Below are 26373 nucleotides of genomic sequence, written 5' to 3' on the forward strand. Positions count from 1 at the left end.
TCATGCTCACACTGATCTGGATGCTCTCTGCCTTGAGTGCAGCCTTGTTCCTGATGGCATTCCTGTGGGCTTGGCGCGGTCGTTATCTGCTTTTGCTGCAAGGAGGCAGCAGTTTGGGGCAGGCGGCCTGGCAGGCTTGGGAAGCCCCGTTTTCCAGAACTCTGAATCTCTGCCTGTCCTTGCCTTTTATGCATGAGTGGCCCGAGCGATTGTGGGGTTCGTATGCCAAGGAAGTACGGGGGTTTTTAAGCAAACGTTTGGCCTTGACTGGATTGCTCACGAGTCTTGTCAGTGCTTTCTTGTTAACTCAGGGAGCCTCATTGATGGAGCTTGCAGGGCTGGCTGTGACTGGCTTCTTCCTGAGCGTACTGCAAGCTATCTCACGAGGAAGAAAACTGCAGCGTCAGTATCATTTCCGTTGCCGCCGGGACTTGCCATTTTTTTTGGATCTGCTGGTGCTGGCTGTCGAATCCGGACTGGGCTTGCAGCAAGCCTGGGCGCGTGCAACGCAGGCCCTACCGCAAGGCAGTCTGCTGATCAGCTTGAACAAGGTACAGGGCGAGGTTCGGGCGGGACGACGTTTGCCGCAAGCCATGCGCAATGTCGCTTTGAGTTTCAGGCAGGCAGAGCTGGAAGAATTGGCTTTGTCTTTGGAACTGGCACAGGACACGGGTTTGTCTTTGGCTTTGTTGCTACGCGCTCAAGCTGAAAAATTGCGTAGTCATTTGCACTTGGAAGCTGAGCAAAGAGCCCTCAAGCTGCCTGTTTATTTGCTGGCCCCTTTGGTCGTGTGCATTTTCCCCTGCACGTTTCTGGTGATTGCGATGAGCCTGTTAGGCCCTTGGCTGGCAGGGGGAGGCTAGGGCGATGTCTATCTCAGTACTGATCAAACAGCCGCTGCAACAGGTGCCACAGCAGCCCTTGTATCTGTTCGACGCCAATATTTTCTGGGCCCGTTGGCGTGGCTGGAAGGCATTGCCACAGAACAAGAGTTTCGCAGTTGCGGTGTGGCTGCGGCCTTGTAGGGCGGTGCACCTATGGGGAATGCGGCAGGCTCTGGATATCTGCTTTCTGGATGAAGATGATCAGCCCTTGAGGTTTTGTCCGGCTGTACCTGCGGGAGCGATACGTTGGCACAGAAAAGCCAGATCGGTACTGGAGGCGCCGGTCACTTCTCTGTCGGGGCCGGAGCAGTTTTCGCCCTGGGCCGCCGCCCTGCAGGAAATACGTCAAACAGGGGGCGGGGTATGGCTGGACCGGGCTTAGCCTTGTGCGGCGTCGCGCATCGGATCACCAAACACGCTGCGGTAAGCCGGGTAGAAGCTGGCGTACAGGATGGCAGCCATCGCCAGATTGATAGGCGTCAGCACCATGGTGGCCGTGCCTGGGCTTAAACCTGCACCCAGCAGCAATTCGCCCAGGGTCTGGATGGCGAAGAAAGCAGCCGCCCAGCACAGGCCGTACAGCAGGAAGGCGGCCTTGTTGCGCCAGCAAGCCACCATGGAAAAGAACAGGGCTTGCTTGACCGGGATGGCATGCCAGCCTACCAGGGCCGGAGCGTGCCAGAACAGGGCGGACAGGCCCAGGTACAGCACGAAGAACAAAATGATGGGCTTGCGAAAGGCCGCCATGACCTCCTGTGGAGTGGCATTGCTGTTGTCCATCAACTGGGACAGCTCATTCACAAAAGGGAAAGTCGCCACAAAGCCGACGACCAGGCAGGCTAACAAGTAAATGATGCCCAGTTTGATCAGGCGGTTGCGTACCGGGGCGGGCTTCAAGGGCTCGGTCCACATGCCCAGGCGAATGACCTCTCCCTCATGAATGCGGCGACAGGCATTCTGAATGATAAAGGTCATGGTCGGGACCAGCACGATCAGCACCATCTGGCCGATGATGGGGAAAATATTGCTCAGGTTGATCAGGATGGAGGTGATCAAGCTCCAGAAGAACAGAGCAGCCGGTTGCAGCTTGAACAAGCGCAATCCTTCCTGAATCCAGTACCACCCGTAAAGAAAGGGGAGCTTGGCAGCTTGCATATCAGTATCCGTATTTATCGAGGGAGCGCCGGTACAGCATGGTCGCGACGCTGGCGCAGCACACGCTCAAAGTGCCGCGGGTCATGCGGCTTGAGGGTTTGAGCGGGGCGGGGCAGATAAAAGTCGTACAGGCGCGAGATCCAGAAGCGCAGCGCGGCGGCCTGGATCAGTATAGGCCAGGCGCTGTGTTCGGCTTCGGTAAAGGGGCGCACCTGGGCGTAGGACTCCAGCCAGGCCTGGGCTTTTTCCAGGTTCAGGGCACCGCTCAGGCGGTCGATACACCAGTCGTTCACGGCCACGGCCACGTCAAACAGCCAGGTGTCGCAACCGGCAAAGTAAAAGTCGATGATGCCGCCCATCTGAGGCGCTTCCGAGGTGCCGGCAAACAGCACGTTGTCGCGGAACAGGTCGCAGTGAGCCGGGCCTTGTGGCAAGGCGCGATAGGTGTCGCTGTCGGCAAAACGGCTTTGCTCTTGCAAGACGGTCTGGATAAGCTCGGACTGGCTCTCGTCCAGAAAGGGCAGAACCTGGGGAACGGTGGCTTGCCACCAGCTCAGGCCGCGCAGATTGGGTTGTTCCAGAGGGAAGTCCTGCGCAGCCAGGTGGGCCTGAGCTTGTGTACGGGCGATCTGGCGACAATGTTCAACCGTGGGCTCGGGCTCGTAACCACCACGCAGGCGCGTCACAATCGAGCACGGCTTGCCGTGCATGACACAGATGCGTTTGCCATCGCGGCGTGTCATGGGCTCGGGCACCGGCACGCCTTTGGCGGCCAGGTGGTGCATCAGCTCGATATAGAAAGGCAGTTGTTCCAGCGTCAGGACTTCAAACAAGGTCAGAACATACTCGCCCTGGGTGGTGCTCAGAAAGTAATTGGTGTTTTCAATGCCGGCGGTAATACCACGTAAGGAAACAAATTCGCCAATTGTGTATTGTTCCAGCAGTTCGCGGGCGTCAAGTTCGCTGACAGAAGTAAAAACAGCCATGCTTTCAGTGAGGGTCCGGTTGTTGGCGCACTATCAGGCGCGCAAGTATGTCAAACGGCCGATTTTAGACCAGTGCGCCCGCTTTTTGGAGCCTTGCGGCGATTTACCGCGCTTTATCTTCATCCTGTGGTCGGCTGAAACCATTAAAATGGGTGTTTACCCTTTTTCACCAAGCCTGCGATCAGGCTATTTGCTCCCTGTTTATGACTAATTTTGTGATGCCGGACAGCCAGATGTGGCGTTTGAGTGTGGCGCCCATGATTGACGTGACTGACCGCCACAGCCGCTTTTTTCATCGTCTGCTGGCGCCGCGCGCTTTGCTGTTTACTGAAATGATCACCACGGGCGCACTGACGCACGGCGATCAGGCACGTCATCTGGATTTTGATCAGGCGGAGCATCCAGTTGCCTTGCAACTGGGGGGCAGCGACCGGGACGCCTTGGTGACCAGCGCTCTGGCAGGTGAAAAGTGGGGCTACGACGAAATTAATCTGAACTGTGGCTGCCCCTCGGAGCGGGTTCAAAAAGGCGCTTTCGGTGCCTGTTTGATGAACGAGCCGCAGTTGGTGGCAGACTGCGTTAAAGCCATGCAGGACGCGGTCTCTGTGCCTGTGACGGTCAAGCATAGGCTGGGGCTGGATTACAACGAGTCCTATGGCTTTGTGCGGGACTTTGTGGGGATTTTGTTCGATTCCGGGTGCCGTGTCTTTACGGTTCATGCCCGCAATGCGGTCTTGAAAGGCTTGTCGCCCAAGGACAATCGGGAGATTCCGCCTTTGCGCTATGACATGGCCATGCAGTTGAAAAAGGACTTTCCTGAAGCACTGTTCATCTTGAATGGCGGCATTCAGGAGCCGGATCAGGCGCTAGCGCTGGAGGAACAGTTCGATGGTGTGATGCTGGGCCGGGCAGCCTGGCATACGCCGGCGGTATTAAGCGAGATTCATCGTCGGCTGTGGCCTGAGCATCCCTTGATGGGCGAGGATGCCGTGGTGGAGCAGATGATTGCTTATGCCCGGCACCATGTTCAGGCAGGTGTGCCGTTACGCATTGTGATCAAGAGCATGTTGGGCTGGCCGCACGGCAAGAAGGGCGCACGTCAGTGGCGTCGTACCTTGTCAGATCACAATTGGTTGGCCAAAAACGATCCAGGCCTGCTTGCGCAGGCCTGGGAAGAATTGCAACGCCGTCAGTAAAGGCGGCCTGATCCAGGGGATCAGGATGCGCTGGCTTGCTCGGAATCGGTAGGCCAGTCGCGGATGTAGGCTTTGAGCATATTGTTCTCGAACTGCTGGGCGTGAACAATGGCGCGGGCCATATCAAAGAAGGAAATAACTCCCATCAGCACGGGACCGTCCATCACGGGCATATAGCGTGCGTGGTTGTTCAGCATCAGGCGCTGCACCTCGTCGGCGCTGGTGTTGGGGGTGACGCTGACAGGGGCGTCATCCATGATGCTGCGCACCGTAAAGCCCTGGGCCTTGTCGCCCTGAGCGTGCCAGTGGCGAATGATCTCGCGAAAGGTCAACATACCCACCAACTGACCATGCTCCATGATCACCAGCGAACCAATATCCAGCTCGCTCATGCTCTGTACCGCTTTTTCAACGGTCATTTCGGGGGTGCCTGTATAAAGCGTGTCTCCCTTGACACGCAGGATTTCACTGACTTTTAGCATACTGGGTCTCCTGACCGGGATCGGCGTTTAGTATGGCTGGTTGTCCTGTCAGAATGCCTTGCGGCGACTCAAACAGTTCTTCCAGATTGGATAGTCGCTGATCGAAAAACTGAGAAAGATAATTGAATACATATTCTAGCGGACCCTCGTGGGTATGGGAGCGGTCCAGCAGAAATGCCTTGGTAAGTTGTTTCAGGCTGACCTGACGCAGATCGCAACTCAGTACCCACTGTTCGTCATTGTCTTGCTGGGTGTCAGCAATCAGTCCCATGGACTTGAGCTTGCATAAAATGCTGTAGAGCTCGTCCGGGTCGCGTTCCAGCTTGTGGCTGAGTTCACGTACGCTAAGTCCCTGCTGGCTCTGACGGTTCAGCCACAGCTGGTAGAGCAGGTTCACGGCATCGGTAAAGGCGATGCCGGGCACATTGGTCTTGACCCAGTTGCGGCCACGCCAGTCGGGCAGAATCGCCACCATGGAGGCACCCAGCAGGACGATCAGCCAGGAAATGTAGATCCACAGCAGGAAGATCGGCAGGATGGCAAAGGCGCCGTAGATAATCGTGTAGGTGGGAAAGCGGGTCAGGTAAAAGGCGAAACCGGCCTTCATCAGCTCCAGTAAGGCAGCGGTAACCACCCCGCCAATCAGCGCATCGCGCCACCATACGCGGCGGTTGGGCACATACATGAACAGCGCCGTCAGCCCCAGGGCGGTAAACAGGAAGGGGACGTAAGACAGGGCAAAGGTCACTATGCCGGACAAGTCGCCGATATAACCCAAGGACTCCCGAGCCAGAATGGTCGTGGCCCACAGGCTGGCGCCGGTCAGAATCGGGCCCAGCGAAATAATGGCCCAGTACACCAGCAGGCGTTGTCCCAGTGGGCGTTGCACGTGTACCTGGAAAATATTGTTGAAGGTCTCGTCAATGGTCATGATGAGCATGATGGACGTGACAATCAGGAACAAGCTGCCTACCGCCGTCAGGCCTGACGCTTTGGAGGCAAACTGGTTCAGATACAACATGATGTTTTCTGACACCACTTCGGGCATCAGGTTACGGGTCAAAAACCCTTCCAGGGCACTTTCAAATTCCTGGAACAGTGGAAAGGCCGTGAACAGCGCCAGTACCACCGTCAGCATGGGGACAATGGCCAGGATCGTGGTGTAGGTCAGGCTGGAGGCCACCTTCATCAGATCTTTTTCAGCCACCCGCTTGATGGCAAAGCGCGCCACACTTAAAAAGTGATGCTTGGCGGTGGGGGCGGGCGGGGGCTCCTGCGCGGAGACAGGATCGGTGTTATCTGGGTTCAAGTCTGTTTGTTCAGCTTGCTCAGAGGGCATAGGGAAGTTCTCGTCGTTTTTCATAGCGGTTTGATGCGGCGGACGCTGCTTTTCGACAGGGTTCAGGTGATAATAACAGCATGCATGAACCTTTAAACCCCATACTTCATCGAGTGGCGGCCCTGGCTTTGGTCGCCTTGATTGCTTTGTGCCTGGCCTGGGAGCTTCATTTTGCGCCCTTGAAACCTGGTGGCTCCTGGCTGGTGCTGAAAGTGATTCCTTTGGTGCTGCCGCTGCGCAGCGTGCTCAAGGGCAATTTATATACCCTGCAATGGACGTCCATGATGATTCTGCTGTACTTCGCAGAAGGGGTCATGCGTGCCTGGTCGGACCCGGTGGCTGAAGTTATGCCCTGGGCGATTGCAGAAATTGTCTTGTCCCTGATTTATTATTTCTGCGCCATTTTTTATCTTTGGCCAGCCAAGAAAGCGGCCAAGCAGCGCAGCAAGGCCGAAAAAGCCGAGGCTGCCAAAGCCGCCAAATCGGCCTAAGGGGGTCTGTATGTCCAGCTTGTTCGATGGCCTGGCCATCAGTCATCATTTTGCGGATTTGCCCTCGGCTTTCCATACGGCGGTTCCGCCGCAACCCCTGGCCAATTCCCGCCTGCTGCACGTCAATAAGGAATTGGCGGCGCAACTGGGTCTGGATGTCTCCCGTTTGGGGGAACAGGAATTTCTGGATGTAGTCAGCGGCCAAGCCCCCTTGCCGGGTGGCCTGACGGTGTCGGCTGTCTATAGCGGTCACCAGTTTGGTGTCTGGGCAGGACAGTTGGGCGATGGCCGCGCGCATTTGCTGGGGCAAATCGACACCCCCACGGGCCCGCAGGAATTGCAGTTGAAGGGCGCCGGTAAAACCCCGTATTCCCGTATGGGCGATGGCCGTGCCGTGCTGAGATCCAGTGTGCGCGAATATCTGGCCAGTGAGGCCATGGCCGGTTTGGGCATTGCCACCAGCCGGGCCCTGGCCCTGGTCACTTCGGATACGCCTGTGTACCGGGAAACCGTGGAAACGGGCGCGATTGTGACACGTGTTGCCCCCAGTTTTGTGCGTTTTGGCTCGTTTGAACATTGGGCCAACGACGCAAGCCGTGTGCGTGAATTGCTGGACTATGTGCTGCGCGAGTTCTATCCGGAACTGCTGGTCGAAGGCGATTCGGAGCAGGAGCGCGTCTGCCGCTTCTTGCAGGAAGTGACGCATCGCAGCGCAGAAATGGTGGCCGACTGGCAGACTGTCGGCTTTTGCCACGGCGTCATGAATACCGACAATATGTCCATTCTGGGCCTGACCATTGACTACGGACCGTACGGCTTCATGGACCGATTCCGCGTGAATCACGTCTGCAATCACAGCGACAATCAAGGTCGTTACGCCTGGAATGCACAGCCTGCGATTGTGCATTGGAACCTGTACCGCCTGGCCAGCGCCTTGATGGTGCTGGATCCAGATGTGGATGCGGTGAAAGAGCGTTTGCAGACGTTTGAAGCCAGTTTTCTGAAGCGCTATCACGCCAATTTGCAGGCCAAGCTGGGCCTGCGCACCTGGCAGGCGGATGACGCGCAACTGGTCGATGACTGGTGGCGCTTGCTGCACAACAGCGGGGCGGATTTCACCTTGTCCTTCCGTGCTCTGGCACAGGCCAGCAAGGCACCCGAGGCTTTCCTGAGCCTGTTTGAGGGTTCCGAAGATCAGGCCCGGGCCTGGTGGCAAGCCTATAGCCAGCGTCTGAAGCTGGACGGTTCCGACACGCCAGAGCAGCGCGAGTCCATGAATCGCGTCAATCCTTTATATGTGCTGCGTAACCATTTGGCTGAGCAGGCCATCCAGGCTGCTGCCAAGGATGACGCCAGCGAAATCGACACCTTGCTGAAGCTGCTGCGCGACCCATACACCGAGCGGGCCGGTTTTGAGGCCTATGCCATGCCGCCGCCAGAAGGCAGTGCGGAGCTGGCCGTCAGTTGCTCTTCCTGAAAGACCGGGCGCGGCGCATGTCCGGATTCGGGAACAATGCCATAATCGTGCCTGTCTTTCATTTTTCCTCATTTCTTTGCGTTCACTTTCTCTATGTCCGGCAATACTCTAGGTAAAAGCTTCCGCGTCACGAATTACGGCGAATCTCATGGTCCAGCGATCGGCGCAGTGATCGACGGCTGCCCTCCGGGCCTGGAGCTGTCTGAACAGGATATTCAGTTTGAACTGGATCGCCGCCGTCCTGGCACCTCGCGCCACGTGACTCAGCGCCGTGAGCCGGATCAGGTTGAAATTCTGTCCGGTATTTACGAAGGTCGTACAACTGGCACGCCCATTAGCCTACTGATTCGCAACTCCGATGCGCGCAGCAAGGATTATGGCAATCTGCTGGATACCTTCCGTCCCGGCCATGCGGATTACACCTACTGGAAGAAGTTCGAGAACCGCGACCCGCGTGGTGGTGGTCGCTCTTCAGCTCGCCTGACTGCGCCTACCGTGGCGGCCGGTGCAATTGCCAAGAAGTGGCTGGCCGAGCACTTCGGCGTGAAGATTCGCGGCTATATGAGCCAACTGGGCCCCATCGCCATTCCTTTCAAAAGCTGGGATGTGGTCGAGCAGAATCCCTTTTACGCGCCAGACATGGACGTGGTGCCGCAGCTGGAAGCCTATATGGACGAGCTGCGCAAAGAAGGCGAATCGATTGGCGCACGCATTGAAGTTGTGGCCGAAGGCGTGCCCGCTGGCTGGGGTGAACCTATTTACGACCGTCTGGATGCCGATATCGCCCATGCCATGATGGGTTTGAACGCCGTTAAAGGCGTGTCGATTGGCGCTGGCTTTGATTGCATTACGCAAAAAGGCTCGGAGCACGGTGATGCGCTGTACCCCGATGGTTTCAAGACCAACCAGGCCGGTGGCGTATTGGGTGGTATTTCCTCCGGGCAGGCCGTGACGGTTTCTCTGGCGATCAAGCCTACTGCCAGCATCCGTACCATGCGTCCTTCCGTGAATCGAGCCGGTGAAGCGGTTGAAGTGCAGACACTGGGCCGTCACGACCCTTGTGTGGGTATTCGTGCCACGCCGATTGCCGAAGCCTTGCTGGCCATTGTCTTGATGGATCATTGTCTTCGTCATCGTTCGCAGTGCGGCGTCTGAAACTGAGGGTTTGCGCAGGACCCTAGCACTTCATTTTCTTGTCAGGTTTGTTTTTTGGAGCTGAGCATGAAAGGTATTGCGAAAGGAAAACGCTTTTTGGCGGCGGGGTTGATACTGGCCATGACGGGCTGTGCCACGGTGCAGACGACGGAAAGCGGGACGGTAGGTGTCGAACGCAAACAATTTATCTCCAATCTGGTGTCCGAGGCCGAGCTCAATCAGGCGGCGGCCCAGAATTATGCTCAGGTCTTGTCCCAGGCTCGGCAGCAAAAGGCGCTGGATACCGATGCGGCCCAGACTCGTCGGGTCAAGTCCATTGCCCAACGCCTGATCGATCAAGTCGGTGTTTTCCGGGCGGACGCCCGTTCCTGGAATTGGGAAGTCCACGTCATCAATGAGGACGAAGTTAATGCCTGGTGCATGCCGGGCGGCAAGATGGCGGTTTACAGCGGCTTGATCAAACGGATTCAGCCAACGGACGCGGAACTGGCTGCTGTCATTGGGCATGAGATTGCTCACGCCTTGCGCGAGCATTCGCGTGAGCAGGTTTCCCAGAAAATGGCGACTTCTTTCGGTTTGACGGTGCTCTCCGCCCTGACTGGTGTGCAGGCTGTGAACGATTTGGGCGGTACGCTCAGCGAAGTCATGTTTGAACTGCCTAACAGCCGCACTCACGAATCCGAGGCCGATCTGATCGGGGTTGAGCTGGCTGCGCGTGCAGGCTACGACCCGCGTGCTGCGGTCAGCTTGTGGCAGAAGATGGGGGCCCTGGAGCAGGGCAGAAGTCAGCCGGAGTTCCTCTCTACTCACCCGGCTTCCTCAACCCGTATTGCGGATTTGCAGGCGATCTCGGAACGCGTCATGCCCTTGTATCAGCAGGCGGCCAAGCCGTGAAAGGCTGGCTTCAGAGGTTCATGATCTGAAATGAACAACACCCTTGATGAGGCTTTGTTGGAGATTGCCAAGCTCAGCTCTCATCATGGAGTGGGAACTGAGATCCAGACCTTGCCGCTCGCAACGGCGCGGGACAGGGACATTGTTTAGTATAGGAAAGCCTGGTTTCTCGACCCGTCGACCTATTTATCTGATTGTTTCCCATACTCACAATGCACTCATGAAATCGCGCCATCGCACTTTTCTGTATGGTTTGTTGATTTGGCTCGGCCTGTCTTTGGCCGGCGCCATCGTGTTGACGCGCGCTGAACTGGCGCGGCAGCAGGAGGCATTCACGGTGCAAAGCAATATAGCCTACCGGCTGCTGGGCCAGCGTCTGGCCCAGCATGACGCCATTTTACAAATGCTGGCCCTGTTGCAGCCGCCCGTGCAGCGCATTGAACGTCTGGGAACGCTGAAAGCCATGTTTCCCCAGATCATGGCGATCTATCGCGAAGAGAGCGACGTCGCGTGGGCCAATCCTCAATGGCAGCAGGCGCAGTTGCAGTCTCTAAAGGCCGAGCGCGCCGTGTTGACGGATGTGCAACTGGCACAAGGGCGCTATGTTCTGCTGGTAGCGGCGCATCCGGCCAGCTTTGCCGTGCTGCTGGATTTGAATGCCGCCATCGCCTGGGACGAATGGCCTTTTCGGCGTGATGGCAGTCCCGTGCGCGTGGTGCTGGAGTGGCAGGACCAACAATGGGTGATCAGTCCTGGGTTGGAGCATGCCGGGCCTGTGGTATTCCAGTCAGGCAAGACAATGACTTCCACCAGCCAATCCTTTCAATTGCATACGCGTCGCGTCGTGGGCTATGCCGACCTGCCTTGGGGACAGGCGGCACTGTTCGCCCTGGCCAGTGCCTTGCTGGTGGCGCTGGTCATCTATGTGCGCAAACAGCGTGAACAGACCTTGCGCGCTCAGGAGTTGCTGCGTATCGGTCAGGTGGGCCGTTTGAATGCGCTCGGTGAAATGGCCGCGGGCCTGGCGCATGAATTGAACCAACCTTTGACCTCCGTATTGGCCAATACACAAGCCAGCCTGCGGCTCTTGCAGGATGATCCCCCCGACCTGGAGCCGGCACGTGAAGCCATGGCGCATTCGGTGGAGCAGATCAAGCGTGCGGCCAGCGTGTTGACACGCCTGCGGCACAGCTTGTGTGAAAGCGGTCTGGCTGAGCAGTGCTGCCCGGTGTCCTTGACGCGGGTGTTGGGCGAGGCTGTGCATTTGCTGATGCCGGAGTTGGAGCGGCATGGTATTACCCTGGAAAAACGCCTTCCTTCACACGATGTCGTTGTTGTTGGTGAACCCGTGGCGCTCGGACAAATCATCCACAATCTGCTCAATAATGCCGTATCCGCTTTGGGCGTAGCCCAGATCAGCAATCCGCGCATCTGGCTCGAAGTGTTGCAGCGACAAGGGCGCGTGGAATTGACCGTACGTGACAATGGCCCGGGAATAGTCCCGCAGCATCTGGATCGTGTGTTCGAGCCTTTCTTTACGACGCGCTCCGACGGCCTGGGTCTGGGCCTGAGCCTGAGCGAGTCGCTGGCTCAGGCCATGGGCGGCGGCTTGAAGGCGTTCAACGATCCCATGGGGGGAGCCGTGTTTGCGCTGGAACTGCAACTCGTGGATGAGGAAGCATCATGAACCCTACTGAAAATGGCTCTAGCCTGTCGCCCTTGATCCACCTGCTGGACGATGATGCCGCCGTGCGTCAAAGCTTGTCCTTGCTGATCAGCACAGTCGGGTTACGGGTGCAGACTTGGGCGGATCCGCAGCAGTTTCTGGAGTCTTTTGATCGGCAGTCTATCGGGGCATTGATTCTGGATGTGCGCATGCCCGGCATCAGTGGATTGACCTTGCTCGATACTCTGATTGAACAAGGCGTGGATCAGCCTATCATTCTGTTGACCGGGCACGGCACGGTGGATATGTGCCGGCGCGCCTTCAAGGCGGGTGCTGTCGAGTTCCTGGAAAAGCCGGTCAGTGACGATGTGTTGCTGGACACGGTTCAGCAGGCCGTGCGTCAGCACGTGCGCCGTCGTGAGCGTCTTGCGGCCGACCAGTGGGTGCGTGAACGTTACACAAGTTTGTCCGAGCGCGAGCGCGAGGTGCTGGCGCTGATTGTCGAGGGCTTGACCAACAAGGAGATAGGTCGTGCGCTGTCGCTGTCGCCCCGTACAGTTGAAACGCATCGCGCCAACCTGTTTGCCAAACTGCAGGTCGATAACCTGGCCCACCTGATTCGGCATTATGCCAGCTTGGTGAGTGCCTCTCCGTAAAACTACGTAGATGCCAGGGTAAGCGCCCGAATAGTTCCGTTCGGGCGGCGCAAGTATAGTTTTTCCATGCCGACAATGTTGTCGGAACTGATAAATGGAGATTACTGCTATGTTGCGCTCTTCCCTTTTGATGGCGTTGTTGTTTGCCGCTGGTGCCGCCCAGGCCCAGGGTGTGCTGACCGAAAAAAACATCTCCCTGGATCTGGCTAATCGTTTGGCTAGCGAAACCGTCAAGCAATGCTCGACCAAAGGTTACAACGTGTCGGCGGCTGTGGTTGACCGCGCTGGCGTACTGCGTGCGCTCCAACGTGCCGACCAGGCCGGTCCGCATACGGTCAATGCTAGCATCGACAAGGCCTATACGTCCGCTTCGGCCCGCAGCCTGACCAGCGCCATGCTAGAGGGTTCGCAGAAAAATGCCGGTGCCGCCAATCTGGGCGATATCCAGGGCTTTCTGCTGCTGGGCGGCGGCGTGCCGGTCAAGGTCGGCAATGACACGATAGGCGCCATCGGCGTGGGCGGTGCCCCTGGCGGCCACCTGGACGAAGCGTGCGCCGTAGCGGCTCTGGAAACCCTGAAGGCCGATCTGAAGTAGTCGCATTCCTGCAGATTGGGGAGCCGCCCCTGAACTGTCCCCCCCGGAACTTGGACATTACTCCAAGCTTCGGGGGTTTGCTGCATGGCTAGTTCAGGGATCGCTTGATGTGTTTGCGGTAAGGCCTGCGGTAAAGGCGGGATTGTTGGCAAATAAGCTGACCGTTCAGTGTTGCCGCTGAACGGTCGTATTCCGTCTGACGATTGACTTCTGGCGTAGGGTTTTTGATTCTTGCCGCTGCAGAATCATCCTTCGCGTTCACTTGCGCATGCTGATGGCCAAGCGATTGAAGGCGCTCATCAAGGCAATCGCAAAACTCAGATCCGAAATTTCTGTATCGCTGAAATGGGCTTTCAAGGGCTCGAAGTGCTCGTCGGGTGCATGAGTGTGAGCAACATCCACCACGGATTCTGTCCATTCCAGGGCCGCGCGTTCGCGTTCGTTAAAGTGCGCACTGACACGCCAGCCTGCCAGGCTGTCTATCTTGGCATTGGCCACGCCCGAGCTGCGCAAGGAGGCTGCGTGCATCTCCAGGCAGAAGGAGCAGCCGTTGATTTGCGAAATGCGCAAATTAACCAGCTCAATCAACTCTTTGCCCAGAGTGCTTTTGTCCAAAGCAAGCTTCGTTTGCAGCAGGCCTTGATAGGCTTTGGGAGACAGGGTGTCGTAGGGAAGGCGAAGTGTACTCATGGCGTATCCAATCGAAAGTAAGACAGAGGGCAGGGCAGACTTTGGTTCTGTGGCTGTGTTTGATGCGCTGTTTGTAGCAGTCTAGTCATCAAGCCGGGCTATCTGCTTTACTTGTTGATTATCCCTGAGTAATGTCCCAGTCATCAGTGACAAGAAATCAGTAATTGACTAGGACATGGGTATGGATCTACGCCACTGGAAACCCAGCCGGGAACCAGGCATTCCTGTTTATCAGCAGTTGTACGAGCGCTTTCGGGATGCGATTGCTGCAGGCCAATTGCGCCCCGGCGACCGGGTGCCATCCATACGCAGTCTGGCCAGTGAGCTGAATGTGGCCAAGGGTACGGTGGAGCAGGCCTATCAAATCTTGCTGGGTGAAGGCTACTTTCTGGCACGAGGGCCGGCAGGAACGGTGGTGTCACCGCAGTTGGCCAGTTTGGCTGCGAAAAGATATGCCAGTGTCCCTGCCTCATCCCTGCGTGCCTCGCCATATGTGCCAGCAGAAGACTCACCCCCTTTGCCATTTCAGCTGGGCCTGCCGGCTTTGGATGCCTTTCCGCGCAAGACCTGGGCACGACTGGCCAACCAGAATCAGCGCTCTTTGGGGGGCGTGGCAATGCGTTACCCCGATCCGGTGGGCTATGCGCCGTTGCGGCGGGCTATTGCGGCTTATTTGGGCGTATCGCGCGGCATAGCTTGTCTGCCGGAGCAGATCTTTGTGACGGCCGGGTATTGGGGGGCGCTGGAGCTCGTGTGTCGTAGCGTTCTGAATCCGGGTGACGCGGGCTGGTACGAAAATCCTGGCTATATTTTTGCCCGCCAGTTCTTGAAGCAGGCCGGCATGCACGTGCATGCGGTGCCGCTGGATGAAGACGGCCTGAACCTTATAGCCGGGCAGCAGCATTGCCCACAGGCACGCTTTGCCATCGTGACCCCCACTCATCAGAGCCCTATGGGCATGGCCATGTCCCTACCCAGGCGTTTGCAATTGCTGGAGTGGGCCAGACAGCAGCAGGCCTGGATTGTGGAGGACGATTACGACAGCGAGTTTCGCTATCATGGGCGTCCTTTGCCTGCCCTGAAAAGTCTGGATAGGGACGACAGGGTGATCTATACCGCCACCTTCAGCAAGGTTCTGAATCCCGGTTTGCGGCTGGCGTACTTGGTCGCACCCTTGTCCCAGGTGGAGCGTTTCCAGCAGGCGGCTCACTATTCAGGCGGGCCGGGTTCCATCCTGACGCAGGCTACCGTGGCGGACTTCATGGAGCAGGGCTACTTTGCGCGGCACTTGCGCAAGATGCGGGCTTTGTATGCACAACGTCGGGCTTATTTGGTACAGGCGCTGCAACAGATATTGGGGGAGCGCTTGCAGGTGCAAAGCCAGGCAGGCGGGATTCATGTGCTTGCCAATTTGAGGAGGGCAGAAGATGACCGGCCTTTGGCCAAGGCTGCCCAGGAACAGGGCCTGGCCGTTCAGGCTTTGAGCGACTGGCAAATATCGCCTGCGGTGCATAAGGGGCTGTTGATGGGCTTTGCCAATATTAGCGATCAGGGCATGGCCGATGAATGGGTAGAGCGTTTGAGCTTGGCCATTGCTGAACCTTCTTGAACAAGAGTCCGGCCTGAAGCAATCGCCAAGGCTGACGATGTTGGTCTTTCAGAGCTTTCTTTGACAAGGCTCCGGGGGACCTTTTTCAGGGGCATGTTTCTATTTAGGGTGGTAGTCCCAATACTAGTATGGACACTGGTCTTGTCCCAGTTATTACGCCTGTCATAATAAGAAAAAATTTATGTGCAGCCCGCTCTGTGCGGACTGTAATTTCAACTGAATCGCGAGAGCGCAATGGCAAAAACCTTATACGATAAGTTGTTCGACGAACACGTCGTGCATCAGGACACGGATGGCACCTGTTTGATCTACATTGATCGCCACTTGCTGCATGAAGTGACCAGCCCCCAGGCCTTTGAAGGCTTGACTCTGGCCGGCCGCAAGCCTTGGCGCATCAGTGCCAACCTGGCTGTGGCGGACCACAACGTCCCCACCACCTCCCGTCAGAACGGTATTGAAGACCCGATCTCCCGCCTGCAGGTCGATACCCTGGACGCCAACTGCGAAGAATTCGGCATTACCGAATTCCGCATGAACGACGTGCGTCAGGGCATTGTGCACATTGTCGGCCCCGAGCAGGGCGCGACCTTGCCCGGCATGACCGTGGTTTGTGGTGACTCTCACACCAGCACGCACGGTGCCGTGGGCGCTTTGGCCTTTGGTATTGGTACCTCGGAGGTCGAGCACACGCTGGCCACTCAGACCTTGCTGATGAAGAAAAGCAAAAGCATGCTGATCCAGGTGGACGGCAAGCTGCCTTTTGGCTGTACTGCCAAGGACCTGATCCTGTACGTGATCGGTCAGATCGGTACTGCTGGTGGTACCGGTTACGCCATTGAGTTCGGCGGCTCGGCAATTCGCGCCTTGTCTATGGAAGGCCGCATGACCGTGTGCAATATGGCGATTGAAGCCGGTGCACGTTCAGGCATGGTGGCTGTGGACGAGCAAACCATTCAGTATCTGCGTGGCCGTCCTTACTCGCCCAAAGGCGTGTTGTGGGATCAGGCTGTGGCTTACTGGAACACCTTGCACACTGACGAAGGTGCCGAGTTTGATCGCGTGATTCGCATCGATGCCAGTCAGATCACCCCTCAGTTGACTTGGGGCACCTCGCCTGAAATGGTCTTGCCTATCGACAGCCGCGTACCCGATCCAGAGAAAGAAAAAGACGAAGTCACCCGCAATGGCATGGAGCGTGCATTGGAGTACATGGGCCTGACGCCCAATATGCCGTTGACCGACATCCGTATCGACCGCGTGTTCATTGGCTCCTGTACCAATGCCCGTATCGAGGACTTGCGTGCGGCTGCCAGCGTGGCCAAGGGTCGCAAAGTCGCTTCCAACGTCAAGCAGGCCATGATTGTTCCCGGCTCCGGTCTGGTGAAACGTCAAGCCGAACAAGAAGGTCTGGACAAGATTTTCCTGAACGCCGGTTTTGAATGGCGTGAGCCTGGTTGCTCCATGTGTCTGGCCATGAACGCTGACCGTCTGGAACCGGGCGAGCGTTGCGCTTCGACCTCCAACCGTAACTTTGAAGGACGTCAGGGGCAGGGTGGTCGTACCCACCTGGTCAGCCCAGCCATGGCAGCGGCTGCCGCCATTGCCGGCCATTTTGTCGACGTGCGTTCGTTCAACTGAGGAAATCCACACCATGCAAGCATTTACTACTCATGAAGGTCTGGTCGCTCCCTTGGATCGGGAGAACGTGGATACGGACTTGATCATCCCCAAGCAGTTCCTCAAATCCATCAAGCGCACCGGCTTTGGCCCCAACTTGTTTGATGAGTTGCGTTATCTGGATCACGGCGAGCCCGGCATGGACAATTCCCGCCGCCCGCTGAACCCGGACTTTGTGCTGAACCAGGACCGCTACCAGGGCGCTTCCGTACTGCTGGCGCGCAAGAACTTTGGTTGTGGCTCCAGCCGTGAGCACGCTCCCTGGGCCTTGATGCAATATGGTTTTCGCGCCATTATCGCGCCGTCTTTTGCCGATATTTTCTTCAACAACAGCTTCAAGAACGGCTTGCTGCCCATCGTCCTGAACGAGCTGGATATTGCCCGCCTGTTCGATGAAGTCAAAGCTTTCCCCGGCTACAAGCTGCGTATTGATCTGGCCGAACAGCGCGTGATCACGCCTGAAGGCCGTGAATTGCCGTTCACTATCGATGCGTCGCGCAAGCACAGCCTCTTGAATGGTCTGGATGAAATTGGCCTGACCTTGCAGAAAGCGGACATGATCCGTCAGTACGAAGCCGAGCGTCTGGCCCGTCACCCCTGGCTGGTTGGTCAGCCTTGAGCCTGGGCGCAGGTTTTGTAGAAGCTTCGCTGTTGCTGCCTTTCTGTGGCAGCCAAGATGCTCCGGCCATCAGGCCGGAGTTCTTCACACTTATTCCCTAATTTTTACGTCCTACTCATCATGACTCATAAAATTGCAGTATTGCCCGGTGATGGCATCGGTCCCGAGATTACCGAACAGGCGCAGCGCGTACTGGGTGCTCTGGGCATGGATCTGGAAATGACCGTGGCTCCCGTGGGCGGCGCCGCTTACGATTTGCACGGCCACCCCCTGCCACCTGAAACGCTGAGCCTGGCTCAAAACTCCGACGCTGTGCTGTTCGGCGCCGTGGGTGACTGGAAATACGACTCGCTGGAGCGTCACCTGCGTCCCGAACAAGCCATTTTGGGTTTGCGTCGTGCCATGGGCCTGTTCGCCAACCTGCGTCCCGCCATCCTGTACCCGCAACTGGCTAACGCCTCTACCTTGAAACCAGAAGTTGTGTCCGGTCTGGATATCCTGATCGTGCGCGAACTGACAGGTGATATTTACTTCGGTCAGCCTCGTGGCGTGCGTACGGTGGAAGAGGGCAACTTCGCGGGCGAGCGTCAGGGCTTTGACACCATGCACTATGCTGAAAGCGAAGTGCGCCGTATCGCTCACGTGGGTTTCCAGGCCGCACAAAAACGTCAGAAGCGCTTGTGCAGCGTGGATAAATCCAATGTGCTGGAAACATCCCAGTTCTGGCGTGACATCATGATTGATGTGGCCCGTGAGTATCCGGACGTGGAATTGAGCCACATGTACGTGGACAATGCCGCCATGCAGTTGGTGCGCGCACCAAAAGAATTTGACGTGATTGTCACAGGCAACCTGTTTGGCGATATCCTATCGGATGAAGCAGCCATGTTGACAGGCTCCATTGGCATGTTGCCTTCGGCATCTCTGAACGCATCCCAGCAAGGTTTGTACGAACCCAGCCACGGCTCGGCACCCGATATCGCCGGTCAGGACAAGGCCAATCCTTTGGCCACCATTTTGTCCGCTGCCATGTTGCTGCGCTACTCGCTCAATGCAGAAGACCAGGCCAAGCGTATCGAAGCGGCGGTTGCCAGCGTGCTCGAACAAGGTTTGCGTACCGGCGACATCTACGAAGACGGTTGCCAATTGCTGAGCACCAGTGCTATGGGGGATGCAGTGCTCAAGGCTTTGCGATAGTATCTTTTATCGTTTTATTTTTTTATATATCCAGGTGGTATTACCATGACTCAAGCGGTAGGTTTGGTCGGCTGGCGTGGGATGGTGGGCTCCGTGCTCATGCAGCGCATGCGCGACGAAGGCGATTTTTCCCTTTTTCAGCCGGTGTTTTTCTCGACTAGCAATGCTGGCGGCGCAGCTCCTTCGTGGGCTGACGGTGCTGGCCCATTGCAGGACGCCCACGATATTGACGCCTTGAAAAAGTTGCCAATTATTGTGACCGCCCAGGGTGGAGATTACACAAGCCAGATCTACCCCAAGCTGCGTGCCGCTGGCTGGAATGGTTTGTGGATTGACGCGGCCAGCACGCTGCGCATGGACGAAAACTCCGTGATCGTGCTGGACCCGATCAACCGTCCTGTTATCGATGCTGCACTGGCCAAAGGTGGCAAGCAGTTCATCGGTGGCAACTGTACGGTTAGCTGCATGCTGATGGGTCTGGGCGGTCTGTTCAACCAGAATCTGGTTGAGTGGATGACCAGCATGACTTACCAGGCTGCTTCCGGTGGTGGCGCACAGCATATGCGCGAACTGCTGACTCAGTTCGGTCTGATCAACCAGTCCGTCTCCAGCCTGCTGGACGATCCCGCATCGGCCATTCTGGATATTGACCGCGGTGTCTTGCAGACACAACGCGACCCCAATCTGCCTCAGAAAAACTTTGGCGTACCCCTGGGCGGTAGCTTGATCCCCTGGATCGACTCCGATCTGGGTAATGGCATGACGCGTGAAGAGTGGAAAGGCGGTGTGGAAACCAACAAAATCCTGGGCCGTGGTGCACAGGACAAGCACATTCCTATCGACGGTCTGTGCGTGCGTATCGGTGCCATGCGCTGCCACAGCCAGGCACTGACCATCAAGCTGACCCGCGATGTTCCGCTGGACGAGATCACCGACATCCTGGCTGAAGGGTCCAAGTGGGCCAAGGTTGTGCCTAACGAGCGTCAAGCCACGGTCGAAGCGCTGACTCCAGTTGCCGTCACCGGCACGCTGGATATCCCTGTGGGCCGTCTGCGCAAGCTGAACATGGGCCCCGAGTACCTGAGCGCCTTCACGGTTGGCGACCAGTTGCTGTGGGGTGCGGCTGAACCGCTGCGCCGCATGTTGCGCATCGCTTTGGGCGAGCTCTAATCATGGCTGGCCGCCTGCATCCTGTACGTACGCTGGGTTCGGCCCTGCTATTGGCCGGGATGCTGGCGGCTGCGCCGGTTTCCGCCCTGGAAATCGGTCATAGTCGTTTTGTGTCGGCTCCTAATCAGGTTTTCAAGCTGGATGTGGGCATTCGACAGATCAGCCCTGAAGAAAGCCTGTCCTTGAAGGTGACACCTGCCCCCTTGTCCGCCTGGCAACAGGCGGGCTTGACCCCTCCGGTTGACTTGGACTCCTTGAAGGCCGTGATCGAGCGGGATGGGCAGGGGCAAGTACGACGCATTCGGTTGTCCTCCGAGCAGATGTTCTCGGGCTCGGTGGCCGATGTGCTCTTGCAGATTCAAAGTGATAGCGGGCAGTTCCTGCATCAGGTCAGCGTACTGGCTCCGGCCCCGGTGGCCGTGAAGGCAGTGGCTCAGCCACAGGCAGCGTATCGGGCACCGGTATCCGTGCAGGCTTCTGCTTCGAGCTCTGCATCCAGTGTGCAGACCCAAAGTGCGGTACGCGTGAAATCGGGTGATACCTTGCATGCCCTGGCGCGCCGCCATGCGGTGGATGGTGTCAGCTCTTATCAGTGGATGATGGCGGTTCAAAAGCAGAACCCGAATGCCTTCATCGACCAGAATATGCATCGCCTGAAGGCGGGCCAAACGCTACAGATTCCTGATGCGGCGGCCATGTTGTCCATTGACGATGCCCAAGCTCGCCGCTTCTATGTTGACCAGGCTCAGGCCTTGCGCTCCGCTGCGCAAGCAGGGCAGGATCAGGCGGATGCGTCTCAAGGTGTAGCACAAACAGGCTCCGGCGAGCCAGGTGCTCAGGTGCAAGGCCAGGATCGTTTGCTATTGTCGGCAGGGGCAGATGCCCGTGACGCCAAACAGCAAATGCAGCACGAGCTGCGCGAGACCGGCGATCGTGTCTCGCAGCTGGAAGAGAATGTCTCCACCCTGGGCCGTGCCTTGCAGTCTCAAGGCGAGGCCGCTAAAGATCTGATCCTGGATTCAGCGCAGGAGCTGGGTCTGGGTGACTCCGGCAGCGATGCTGCTACTGGTAGTACTTCTTCTGGCGCCTCAGGCGCCGCTTCTTCTGCCGCCGTGGCAGGAGCGATTTCCGTGCCGTCCGAGCCCGAACAGGGCAAGATGGCCGGTGCAGTTAACAAGGCAAAAAAGACCGTGTCCTGGATTCAAGAAAATATGTTGGCCGTGATGGCCGTGGTACTGGCGTTGATTGTGGTCCTGGTGACCTGGGTTTTGCGTCGTGCCAATACTGAAAATCGCCATGGCGATGATTCCCCTGCGCCTGTCAGTGAAGCGATGGTTCGGGAAAAGCTGGAAAAAATTAATCTGGACTTGGATCAGCCGCCTTCGGACGAGCCTCCCGTTCGTCAGTAAGGCAAACCCACCATGAGACGTATTGCATTGGGTGTCTGCTATGAAGGGACGCCCTGGCTGGGTTGGCAAAGTCAGGCCGGTGGCAACACCGTTCAAGATGTTCTGGAGCAGGCACTGGGCCGTTTTACGGCCCAGCCTGTTTCTACGATCTGCGCCGGTCGCACCGACACTGGCGTTCATGCCCTCAATCAAGTGGTTCATCTGGATACGGCTGCCGAGCGCAGCCTGGAGTCGTGGGTACGCGGCTTGAATGCCTTGCTGCCGGACTCTGTATCCGTGCAATGGGCACGCGAAGTGCCAGATGATTTTCATGCCCGCTTCTCGGCCCAAGGCCGTCATTACGTTTATCTGCTGCGCCAGCACCGGGTGCGTTCCCCCTTGCTGCATGGTCGAGTGGCCTGGGTGTTTCGTCCTTTGGACCTGGCTCTGATGCAAGAGGCCGCCCAGCACCTGGTGGGCGAACATGATTTCAGCGCATTTCGTTCCTCGCAGTGCCAGGCGGCCAGTCCGGTGCGCACCATGTCGCAGATCCGGATTGAACAGCAGGGCGACTTTTTTCTGTTCCGTTTCAGCGCCAATGCCTTTTTACATCACATGATCCGCAATCTGATGGGCATGCTGATTTATATTGGCCAAGGTCGTCAGCCGCCTGATTGGGCGCTGCATTTATTGGCACAACGCGATCGCCGCTTGTCAGCCCCGACCTTCGATGCCAGTGGTCTGTATCTGGCCGGGGTGGATTACCCCGATCAGTTTGATATTCCCGCCAGCAATCCCTACGATTTGCTCTATGAGTTAAGTGGATTGCGTTTTGGTGAAACGGCCTGAAGAAAAATCATGATTCAGTCCGTTTCTAAAGGGTTTATCCCCGGTATTCGAACCGGCTTCACATGCTTCAATCGTATAAAATGTGAAGCCATTTTCTTCTCTTACATTCTTATCTGTATAAGGCCGACCACCTTCGAGCATTAGCCACAAGCGAATCCTGAAGGCGACCATATCCTGAGCAAGGCCATGAAATTCTTCTTACGATTGTCTAGTTTGATCGACCGTCTGAATACGGTCGTTGGTAAGTCCGTGACTTGGCTGACCCTGATCGTGGTGTTGGTCAGTGCGATTAACGCTGTAGTACGCAAGGTCTACGGCGTCAGTTCCAATCAGTGGCTTGAGTTGCAGTGGTATTTGTTCGGTGCAATTTTCTTGCTGGCCGCTGGTTATACCTTCTTTGTGAACGAGCATGTTCGGGTGGATGCCCTGGCCGAACGTTTTCCGCCGCGCGTTCAGATCTGGATCGATATTATCGGTGTGATCTTTTTCCTCCTGCCCGCGACCTTGCTGATTTTCTGGCTCTCGATTCCATTTTTTGAGCAGTCCTATGTGCTTAACGAGCAGTCTTCCAATACGGGGGGGCTGGTACGTTGGCCGGTCAAGTTGCTGATCCCCGTCGGCTTTGCTCTGTTGGCGTTGGCAGGGGTATCCCACCTGATCAAATGCATAGGCTTTTTGCTTGGTGCCTGTCCTAATCCTTTATTAAGGAATGGCGGACTGAGTGCAGAAGAAGAACTTGCCCAGGAGATTCGCGAGATGGCCCAGGCAAATGAAGCGACAACCTCTGTTTCCAAGGGCCAGTAATAATGGAATTTCTCGTTGATAATCTGGCTCCGATCATGTTTTTTAACTTGATCGTATTTTTGCTATTGGGCTTTCCCGTTACCTTCACCTTGTCGGCAATCGGAATTTTGTACGGCCTGGTTGCCATTGAACTGGACATGATGCAGCCGGCCTTGTTCCAGGCCTTGCCTCAACGTGTATTTGGTATTGTCGAGAACGATACCTTGTTGGCGGTTCCCTTCTTTACCTTGATGGGCCTGATATTAGAGCGATCAGGCATGGCAGAGGATCTGCTCGATACCATTGGCCAGCTCTTTGGGCCTTTGCGTGGTGGTTTGGCAATTGCTGTGGTGCTGGTCGGTGCCATGCTGGCAGCTACAACGGGTGTGGTGTCGGCCTCCGTCATCTCCATGGGCCTGATCTCCTTGCCCATCATGCTGCGCTACGGCTATGACCGCAAGCTGGCAACCGGGGTGATTGCCGCCTCAGGCACCTTGTCGCAAATCATCCCGCCCTCCATCGTGCTGATCATTCTGGCTGACCAACTGGGCCGCTCCATCGGTGATATGTACCGTGGCGCCATGCTGCCGGGTCTGCTGCTGGTAGCGATCTACATTCTGTACATTGTGGTGATGTCTTACATCAAGCCCAAGTCGGCTCCCGCCTTGCCACCCGAGGCCCGTGTGTATGTAGAGCCTAACGGCAGTCGTGGTTTGACTTCGCTGATCGCCTTGACGATTGTGGCCTCGGCCGTGGCGTATTTCGGCTCGCAGCATTACTTTGCCACGCATCCCAATATCCCGATGGACGAGCACATTGTCGTGCTGCTGCTGTTGTGGGGCGTAACGGCCTGGGTGATCGCGCTGATCAACAAGCTGCTCAAGCTGAAAATGCTGTCCAAGATCGCCGAGCGTGTGGTCTTTGTGATGGTGCCCCCGCTGTTCCTGATCTTCCTGGTGCTGGGTACGATCTTTATTGGGGTGGCAACGCCCACAGAGGGTGGGGCGATGGGGGCGGTCGGTGCCATCATCATGGCGGTATCTCGCGGCCGCCTGTCCTGGAAGCTGCTGCGTCAGGCCATGGAATCGACGACCCGCCTGTCCTGCTTCGTGGTCTTCATTCTGGTGGGTTCGACCGTCTTTAGCCTGAGCTTCCGTGGCATTAATGGCGATCTGTGGGTGGAACACCTCTTGATCGACATGCCCGGTGGCGAGTGGGGCTTCCTGATTATCGTCAGTATCCTGACCTTTCTGCTGGCTTTCTTCCTGGACTTCTTTGAGCTGGCCTTCATTATTGTGCCGCTGCTCGGGCCGATTGCCGACAAGATGGGCATTGACCTGATCTGGTTCGGTGTCTTGCTGGCGGTCAATATGCAGACCTCCTTCATGCACCCGCCCTTTGGTTTTGCGCTGTTCTTCCTGCGTTCGGTGGCCCCCAAAGAGGACTACACCGACAAGGTGACGGGCGAGCGCATCAAGCGTGTGGCCACAACGGATATTTACTGGGGCTCGGTACCGTTTATTATCATTCAGTTGTTGATGGTGGCAACGGTACTGGTCTTCCCCGGACTGGTTACGCACTATAAGCACGGCGAAGTTCTGCTGGAGGATTCGCAAATCCAGTTTGGTACGGAATCGACTTACGGTTCTGACAGCTACGGATTTGGAACGGATGACGCGGCCAGCAGTTTCCAATAAGCTTATTTCATGATTCACACGGGGGCATCTGGCCCCCGTTTTTTATTCAAGGATGTGTGATGTTCAGCCGTACCCGAGTCAAGATTTGTGGCTTTACCCGAGCGCAGGATATTGATGCTGCCGTGCAGTTGGGCGCGGATGCGGTGGGTTTTGTCTTTTACCCGAAAAGTGCCCGTATGCTGAGTACGGAGCAGGCTGTTGCCCTGCGCGCCCGTGTGCCGGCGTTTGTGCAGGCAGTCAGCCTGTTTGTGAATGCGTCCGAGAGCTTTGTTCGGGAAATTCTGGAACAGGTGCAACCGGACTTGCTGCAATTTCACGGTGAAGAAAGCCCGGAAGAATGCCGTCGCTACGCGCATCCGTATATCAAGGCTTTCCGAGTCGGTGCGCCTGGTCTGGATACAGTGGATGGCCTGCTGGAACAATGCTTGAAGTATCAGGATGCCCGTGCCTGGTTGATGGATGGTTATCACGATGCCTATGGCGGCACCGGTACGGCTTTTGATCCGGAGCTGATTCAGGGGCTGCAGGCGTGTCTGGAAGGCCATGACGGGCTGCCGCCGCTGGTCCTTGCCGGAGGCATGCGTATCGACAATGTGGCCGAACGAGTCGCCTTGCATCGCCCCTATGCGATTGATGTCAGCAGTGGAGTCGAGCTGGAACCGGGCATCAAATGCAAAATGAAAATGGGCCAATTCATGCAGATTTTGAGTAGCGCCTCCTGATTGAGGGAATCTTTTAGCAGCGACGCTGTCTGTACTTATTGCCCCGACCCGCTTATGGCGGGTCGATCTTTATTTGGTCTTGTCAGGATTTATGTTTATGCAAAGCATACAGCTCGGTCCCTTTACCTTTGCCACGTCTCTATTTGCTTTTATGGTCGCGGCATTGCTGGGGCTGTTTCTGGCCGCCTGGCTGGATAGACGCAAGCAGACCCGAGCCGAATCGGTGCTGTGGCGCGCGATGATTCTGGGTGTGCTGGTCGGTCGTTTGGGTTTTCTGATCCAGCAATGGCAGTTCTATCAAAGCGAACCCTTGAGCTGGCTGGATTTGCGTGACGGCGGTCTGATGATTCCGGCAGCCGTGACGGCAGGCTGGTTCTATGTGCTGTGGCGCGTGCTGCGTGACAAGGCCGTTTTGCCTGCTGTATCGGGAGGGTTGGCCGTTGGTGTTGCGGCATTTTCGCTAATCATGGTCGCGACAGGGCGAGGGGGAGTGGAAACCGCCATGCCATTGCCCGAGATAGACTTGATCCCTATGCAGCTTGATGTCAGTGCGCCGCAAAATCTGGATTTGTATAAAGGCAAGGTCACGGTCGTTAACTTGTGGGCCAGCTGGTGTCCTCCGTGCCGCCGCGAAATGCCTGCCTTCAAGCAAGTGCAATCCACCCGGTCCGACGTGAATATCGTGTTTGCGAACCAGGGCGAGGAACTGGCCGAGATCCAGAAGTACCTGATAGACGAGAATCTGGAGCTGGATAATATGTGGCGCGACCCGCAAATGCAGCTGGGCCAGGCCGTGCGCAGCCGTGGCTTGCCTACCACCTTGTTTTTGGACGAGCAGGGACGTTTGGTGGATGTCCGAGCCGGGGAGTTGTCTGCTGCAACCTTGAACGACAAGATCAATAAGCTGAAATAGAAATATTTTGCTGCTATTGATTCCGGTTTTTTCTTTTTATTTTTGACTGTTTTTTATTTTTTGAATAAACAAGTTTTTATTCA

The 26373-nt window shown here is 56.8% G+C and carries 26 protein-coding genes; 21 read left to right on the plus strand and 5 right to left on the minus strand.

Features of this window, described 5'->3' with window-relative positions; genetic code table 11:
• Positions 1-2: 2 nt before the first annotated feature.
• The gene (locus ACU6HM_RS03475) at positions 3-863 is read left to right on the plus strand and encodes a type II secretion system F family protein (RefSeq protein WP_250755795.1); all 861 of its coding nucleotides are present in this window, start codon (positions 3-5) and stop codon (positions 861-863) included.
• Positions 864-867: 4 nt separating this feature from the next.
• Positions 868-1266 carry a hypothetical protein gene (locus tag ACU6HM_RS03480; RefSeq protein WP_250755793.1) on the plus strand — a complete coding sequence of 133 codons (399 nt, stop codon included), beginning with the start codon at positions 868-870 and terminating at the stop codon, positions 1264-1266.
• Here ACU6HM_RS03480 and ACU6HM_RS03485 read toward each other — a convergent pair.
• Together ACU6HM_RS03485 and ACU6HM_RS03490 are read right to left on the minus strand one after the other, a co-directional pair.
• Positions 1263-2039, minus strand: a complete 777-nt coding sequence (locus tag ACU6HM_RS03485; RefSeq protein ID WP_026483380.1) for a BPSS1780 family membrane protein — start codon at positions 2037-2039, stop codon at positions 1263-1265. The two genes, ACU6HM_RS03480 and ACU6HM_RS03485, sit on opposite strands and share 4 nt — an antisense overlap.
• 14 nt (positions 2040-2053) lie before the next feature.
• Positions 2054-3025 (minus strand): homoserine kinase, encoded by a 972-nt coding sequence (locus ACU6HM_RS03490; protein ID WP_021446523.1) that lies wholly within the window; start codon positions 3023-3025, stop codon positions 2054-2056.
• Positions 3026-3228: 203 nt separating this feature from the next.
• Here ACU6HM_RS03490 and dusA point away from each other — a divergent pair, with 203 nt between their 5' ends.
• Positions 3229-4221 carry a tRNA dihydrouridine(20/20a) synthase DusA gene (gene dusA / locus ACU6HM_RS03495; protein ID WP_446763346.1) on the plus strand — a complete coding sequence of 331 codons (993 nt, stop codon included), beginning with the start codon at positions 3229-3231 and terminating at the stop codon, positions 4219-4221.
• A gap of 20 nt (positions 4222-4241) precedes the next feature.
• Here dusA and ACU6HM_RS03500 read toward each other — a convergent pair whose 3' ends face one another.
• Positions 4242-4703, minus strand: coding sequence for a CBS domain-containing protein (locus ACU6HM_RS03500; RefSeq protein ID WP_009462173.1), 462 nt, complete (start codon positions 4701-4703; stop codon positions 4242-4244).
• A complete protein-coding gene (locus ACU6HM_RS03505; protein WP_009462171.1) occupies positions 4687-6066 on the minus strand; it encodes a YihY family inner membrane protein in 1380 nt (459 codons plus the stop codon). Before ACU6HM_RS03505 ends, ACU6HM_RS03500 begins: the two co-directional genes overlap by 17 nt.
• Before the next feature lie 56 nt (positions 6067-6122).
• Here ACU6HM_RS03505 and ACU6HM_RS03510 point away from each other — a divergent pair, with 56 nt between their 5' ends.
• From ACU6HM_RS03510 to ACU6HM_RS03540, 7 genes are all read left to right on the plus strand, one after another.
• Complete coding sequence (locus ACU6HM_RS03510; RefSeq protein ID WP_009462169.1) at positions 6123-6533, plus strand: DUF2069 domain-containing protein; 411 nt, start codon at positions 6123-6125, stop codon at positions 6531-6533.
• Between the two features lie 10 nt (positions 6534-6543).
• Positions 6544-8010 (plus strand): protein adenylyltransferase SelO, encoded by a 1467-nt coding sequence (locus ACU6HM_RS03515; protein ID WP_446763347.1) that lies wholly within the window; start codon positions 6544-6546, stop codon positions 8008-8010.
• A gap of 93 nt (positions 8011-8103) precedes the next feature.
• On the plus strand, positions 8104-9165 hold the full coding sequence (gene aroC / locus ACU6HM_RS03520; RefSeq protein ID WP_021446527.1) for a chorismate synthase: 1062 nt from the start codon (positions 8104-8106) through the stop codon (positions 9163-9165).
• A 66-nt stretch (positions 9166-9231) separates the two neighbouring features.
• Positions 9232-10059, plus strand: coding sequence for a M48 family metallopeptidase (locus tag ACU6HM_RS03525; protein WP_009462160.1), 828 nt, complete (start codon positions 9232-9234; stop codon positions 10057-10059).
• A gap of 220 nt (positions 10060-10279) precedes the next feature.
• Positions 10280-11746 carry a sensor histidine kinase gene (locus tag ACU6HM_RS03530; protein WP_446763348.1) on the plus strand — a complete coding sequence of 489 codons (1467 nt, stop codon included), beginning with the start codon at positions 10280-10282 and terminating at the stop codon, positions 11744-11746.
• Positions 11743-12381 (plus strand): response regulator transcription factor, encoded by a 639-nt coding sequence (locus ACU6HM_RS03535; RefSeq protein WP_088450161.1) that lies wholly within the window; start codon positions 11743-11745, stop codon positions 12379-12381. Before ACU6HM_RS03530 ends, ACU6HM_RS03535 begins: the two co-directional genes overlap by 4 nt.
• A gap of 94 nt (positions 12382-12475) precedes the next feature.
• Positions 12476-12976, plus strand: a complete 501-nt coding sequence (locus ACU6HM_RS03540; RefSeq protein WP_196784024.1) for a GlcG/HbpS family heme-binding protein — start codon at positions 12476-12478, stop codon at positions 12974-12976.
• A gap of 258 nt (positions 12977-13234) precedes the next feature.
• Here the strand turns inward: ACU6HM_RS03540 and ACU6HM_RS03545 are convergent, their stop codons facing one another.
• The gene (locus ACU6HM_RS03545; RefSeq protein WP_088450159.1) at positions 13235-13666 is read right to left on the minus strand and encodes a carboxymuconolactone decarboxylase family protein; all 432 of its coding nucleotides are present in this window, start codon (positions 13664-13666) and stop codon (positions 13235-13237) included.
• 181 nt (positions 13667-13847) lie between these two features.
• Here ACU6HM_RS03545 and pdxR point away from each other — a divergent pair, with 181 nt between their 5' ends.
• The 11 genes from pdxR (at position 13848) to ACU6HM_RS03600 (ending at position 26290) form a co-directional block, all read left to right on the plus strand.
• Positions 13848-15275, plus strand: a complete 1428-nt coding sequence (pdxR, locus tag ACU6HM_RS03550) for a MocR-like pyridoxine biosynthesis transcription factor PdxR (protein WP_446763349.1) — start codon at positions 13848-13850, stop codon at positions 15273-15275.
• A gap of 234 nt (positions 15276-15509) precedes the next feature.
• The gene (gene leuC / locus ACU6HM_RS03555) at positions 15510-16913 is read left to right on the plus strand and encodes a 3-isopropylmalate dehydratase large subunit (RefSeq protein ID WP_009462151.1); all 1404 of its coding nucleotides are present in this window, start codon (positions 15510-15512) and stop codon (positions 16911-16913) included.
• 13 nt (positions 16914-16926) lie between these two features.
• The gene (gene leuD / locus ACU6HM_RS03560; protein ID WP_009462149.1) at positions 16927-17571 is read left to right on the plus strand and encodes a 3-isopropylmalate dehydratase small subunit; all 645 of its coding nucleotides are present in this window, start codon (positions 16927-16929) and stop codon (positions 17569-17571) included.
• A gap of 120 nt (positions 17572-17691) precedes the next feature.
• Positions 17692-18768 (plus strand): 3-isopropylmalate dehydrogenase, encoded by a 1077-nt coding sequence (gene leuB, locus ACU6HM_RS03565; RefSeq protein ID WP_009462147.1) that lies wholly within the window; start codon positions 17692-17694, stop codon positions 18766-18768.
• A gap of 45 nt (positions 18769-18813) precedes the next feature.
• Positions 18814-19938 carry an aspartate-semialdehyde dehydrogenase gene (asd, locus tag ACU6HM_RS03570; RefSeq protein WP_026483365.1) on the plus strand — a complete coding sequence of 375 codons (1125 nt, stop codon included), beginning with the start codon at positions 18814-18816 and terminating at the stop codon, positions 19936-19938.
• A gap of 2 nt (positions 19939-19940) precedes the next feature.
• On the plus strand, positions 19941-21347 hold the full coding sequence (locus tag ACU6HM_RS03575) for a type IV pilus assembly protein FimV (protein ID WP_021446530.1): 1407 nt from the start codon (positions 19941-19943) through the stop codon (positions 21345-21347).
• 12 nt (positions 21348-21359) lie between these two features.
• Positions 21360-22175 carry a tRNA pseudouridine(38-40) synthase TruA gene (gene truA / locus ACU6HM_RS03580; RefSeq protein ID WP_026483363.1) on the plus strand — a complete coding sequence of 272 codons (816 nt, stop codon included), beginning with the start codon at positions 21360-21362 and terminating at the stop codon, positions 22173-22175.
• 186 nt (positions 22176-22361) lie between these two features.
• Positions 22362-22979 (plus strand): TRAP transporter small permease subunit, encoded by a 618-nt coding sequence (locus ACU6HM_RS03585; RefSeq protein ID WP_009462141.1) that lies wholly within the window; start codon positions 22362-22364, stop codon positions 22977-22979.
• A 2-nt stretch (positions 22980-22981) separates the two neighbouring features.
• Positions 22982-24655, plus strand: a complete 1674-nt coding sequence (locus ACU6HM_RS03590; protein ID WP_021446531.1) for a TRAP transporter large permease — start codon at positions 22982-22984, stop codon at positions 24653-24655.
• Between the two features lie 59 nt (positions 24656-24714).
• Positions 24715-25377 (plus strand): phosphoribosylanthranilate isomerase, encoded by a 663-nt coding sequence (locus ACU6HM_RS03595; protein WP_009462139.1) that lies wholly within the window; start codon positions 24715-24717, stop codon positions 25375-25377.
• Between the two features lie 97 nt (positions 25378-25474).
• Entirely contained in the window at positions 25475-26290 is an 816-nt protein-coding gene (locus ACU6HM_RS03600) for a prolipoprotein diacylglyceryl transferase family protein (protein ID WP_446763350.1), read from the plus strand.
• The last annotated feature ends 83 nt before the right edge of the window (positions 26291-26373 follow it).

It is taken from the genome of Alcaligenes sp. RM2, from assembly GCF_052931795.1.

Excerpts from the sequence above, each read along its gene's own strand:
- ACU6HM_RS03475 (WP_250755795.1), top strand. The coding sequence starts at position 3 with ATGCTCACACTGATCTGGATGCTCTCTGCCTTGAGTGCAGCCTTGTTC.
- ACU6HM_RS03480 (WP_250755793.1), top strand. The coding sequence starts at position 868 with ATGTCTATCTCAGTACTGATCAAACAGCCGCTGCAACAGGTGCCACAG.
- ACU6HM_RS03485 (WP_026483380.1), bottom strand. The coding sequence starts at position 2,039 with ATGCAAGCTGCCAAGCTCCCCTTTCTTTACGGGTGGTACTGGATTCAG.
- ACU6HM_RS03490 (WP_021446523.1), bottom strand. The coding sequence starts at position 3,025 with ATGGCTGTTTTTACTTCTGTCAGCGAACTTGACGCCCGCGAACTGCTG.
- dusA (WP_446763346.1), top strand. The coding sequence starts at position 3,229 with ATGACTAATTTTGTGATGCCGGACAGCCAGATGTGGCGTTTGAGTGTG.
- ACU6HM_RS03500 (WP_009462173.1), bottom strand. The coding sequence starts at position 4,703 with ATGCTAAAAGTCAGTGAAATCCTGCGTGTCAAGGGAGACACGCTTTAT.
- ACU6HM_RS03505 (WP_009462171.1), bottom strand. The coding sequence starts at position 6,066 with ATGAAAAACGACGAGAACTTCCCTATGCCCTCTGAGCAAGCTGAACAA.
- ACU6HM_RS03510 (WP_009462169.1), top strand. The coding sequence starts at position 6,123 with ATGCATGAACCTTTAAACCCCATACTTCATCGAGTGGCGGCCCTGGCT.
- ACU6HM_RS03515 (WP_446763347.1), top strand. The coding sequence starts at position 6,544 with ATGTCCAGCTTGTTCGATGGCCTGGCCATCAGTCATCATTTTGCGGAT.
- aroC (WP_021446527.1), top strand. The coding sequence starts at position 8,104 with ATGTCCGGCAATACTCTAGGTAAAAGCTTCCGCGTCACGAATTACGGC.
- ACU6HM_RS03525 (WP_009462160.1), top strand. The coding sequence starts at position 9,232 with ATGAAAGGTATTGCGAAAGGAAAACGCTTTTTGGCGGCGGGGTTGATA.
- ACU6HM_RS03530 (WP_446763348.1), top strand. The coding sequence starts at position 10,280 with ATGAAATCGCGCCATCGCACTTTTCTGTATGGTTTGTTGATTTGGCTC.
- ACU6HM_RS03535 (WP_088450161.1), top strand. The coding sequence starts at position 11,743 with ATGAACCCTACTGAAAATGGCTCTAGCCTGTCGCCCTTGATCCACCTG.
- ACU6HM_RS03540 (WP_196784024.1), top strand. The coding sequence starts at position 12,476 with ATGGAGATTACTGCTATGTTGCGCTCTTCCCTTTTGATGGCGTTGTTG.
- ACU6HM_RS03545 (WP_088450159.1), bottom strand. The coding sequence starts at position 13,666 with ATGAGTACACTTCGCCTTCCCTACGACACCCTGTCTCCCAAAGCCTAT.
- pdxR (WP_446763349.1), top strand. The coding sequence starts at position 13,848 with ATGGATCTACGCCACTGGAAACCCAGCCGGGAACCAGGCATTCCTGTT.
- leuC (WP_009462151.1), top strand. The coding sequence starts at position 15,510 with ATGGCAAAAACCTTATACGATAAGTTGTTCGACGAACACGTCGTGCAT.
- leuD (WP_009462149.1), top strand. The coding sequence starts at position 16,927 with ATGCAAGCATTTACTACTCATGAAGGTCTGGTCGCTCCCTTGGATCGG.
- leuB (WP_009462147.1), top strand. The coding sequence starts at position 17,692 with ATGACTCATAAAATTGCAGTATTGCCCGGTGATGGCATCGGTCCCGAG.
- asd (WP_026483365.1), top strand. The coding sequence starts at position 18,814 with ATGACTCAAGCGGTAGGTTTGGTCGGCTGGCGTGGGATGGTGGGCTCC.
- ACU6HM_RS03575 (WP_021446530.1), top strand. The coding sequence starts at position 19,941 with ATGGCTGGCCGCCTGCATCCTGTACGTACGCTGGGTTCGGCCCTGCTA.
- truA (WP_026483363.1), top strand. The coding sequence starts at position 21,360 with ATGAGACGTATTGCATTGGGTGTCTGCTATGAAGGGACGCCCTGGCTG.
- ACU6HM_RS03585 (WP_009462141.1), top strand. The coding sequence starts at position 22,362 with ATGAAATTCTTCTTACGATTGTCTAGTTTGATCGACCGTCTGAATACG.
- ACU6HM_RS03590 (WP_021446531.1), top strand. The coding sequence starts at position 22,982 with ATGGAATTTCTCGTTGATAATCTGGCTCCGATCATGTTTTTTAACTTG.
- ACU6HM_RS03595 (WP_009462139.1), top strand. The coding sequence starts at position 24,715 with ATGTTCAGCCGTACCCGAGTCAAGATTTGTGGCTTTACCCGAGCGCAG.
- ACU6HM_RS03600 (WP_446763350.1), top strand. The coding sequence starts at position 25,475 with ATGCAAAGCATACAGCTCGGTCCCTTTACCTTTGCCACGTCTCTATTT.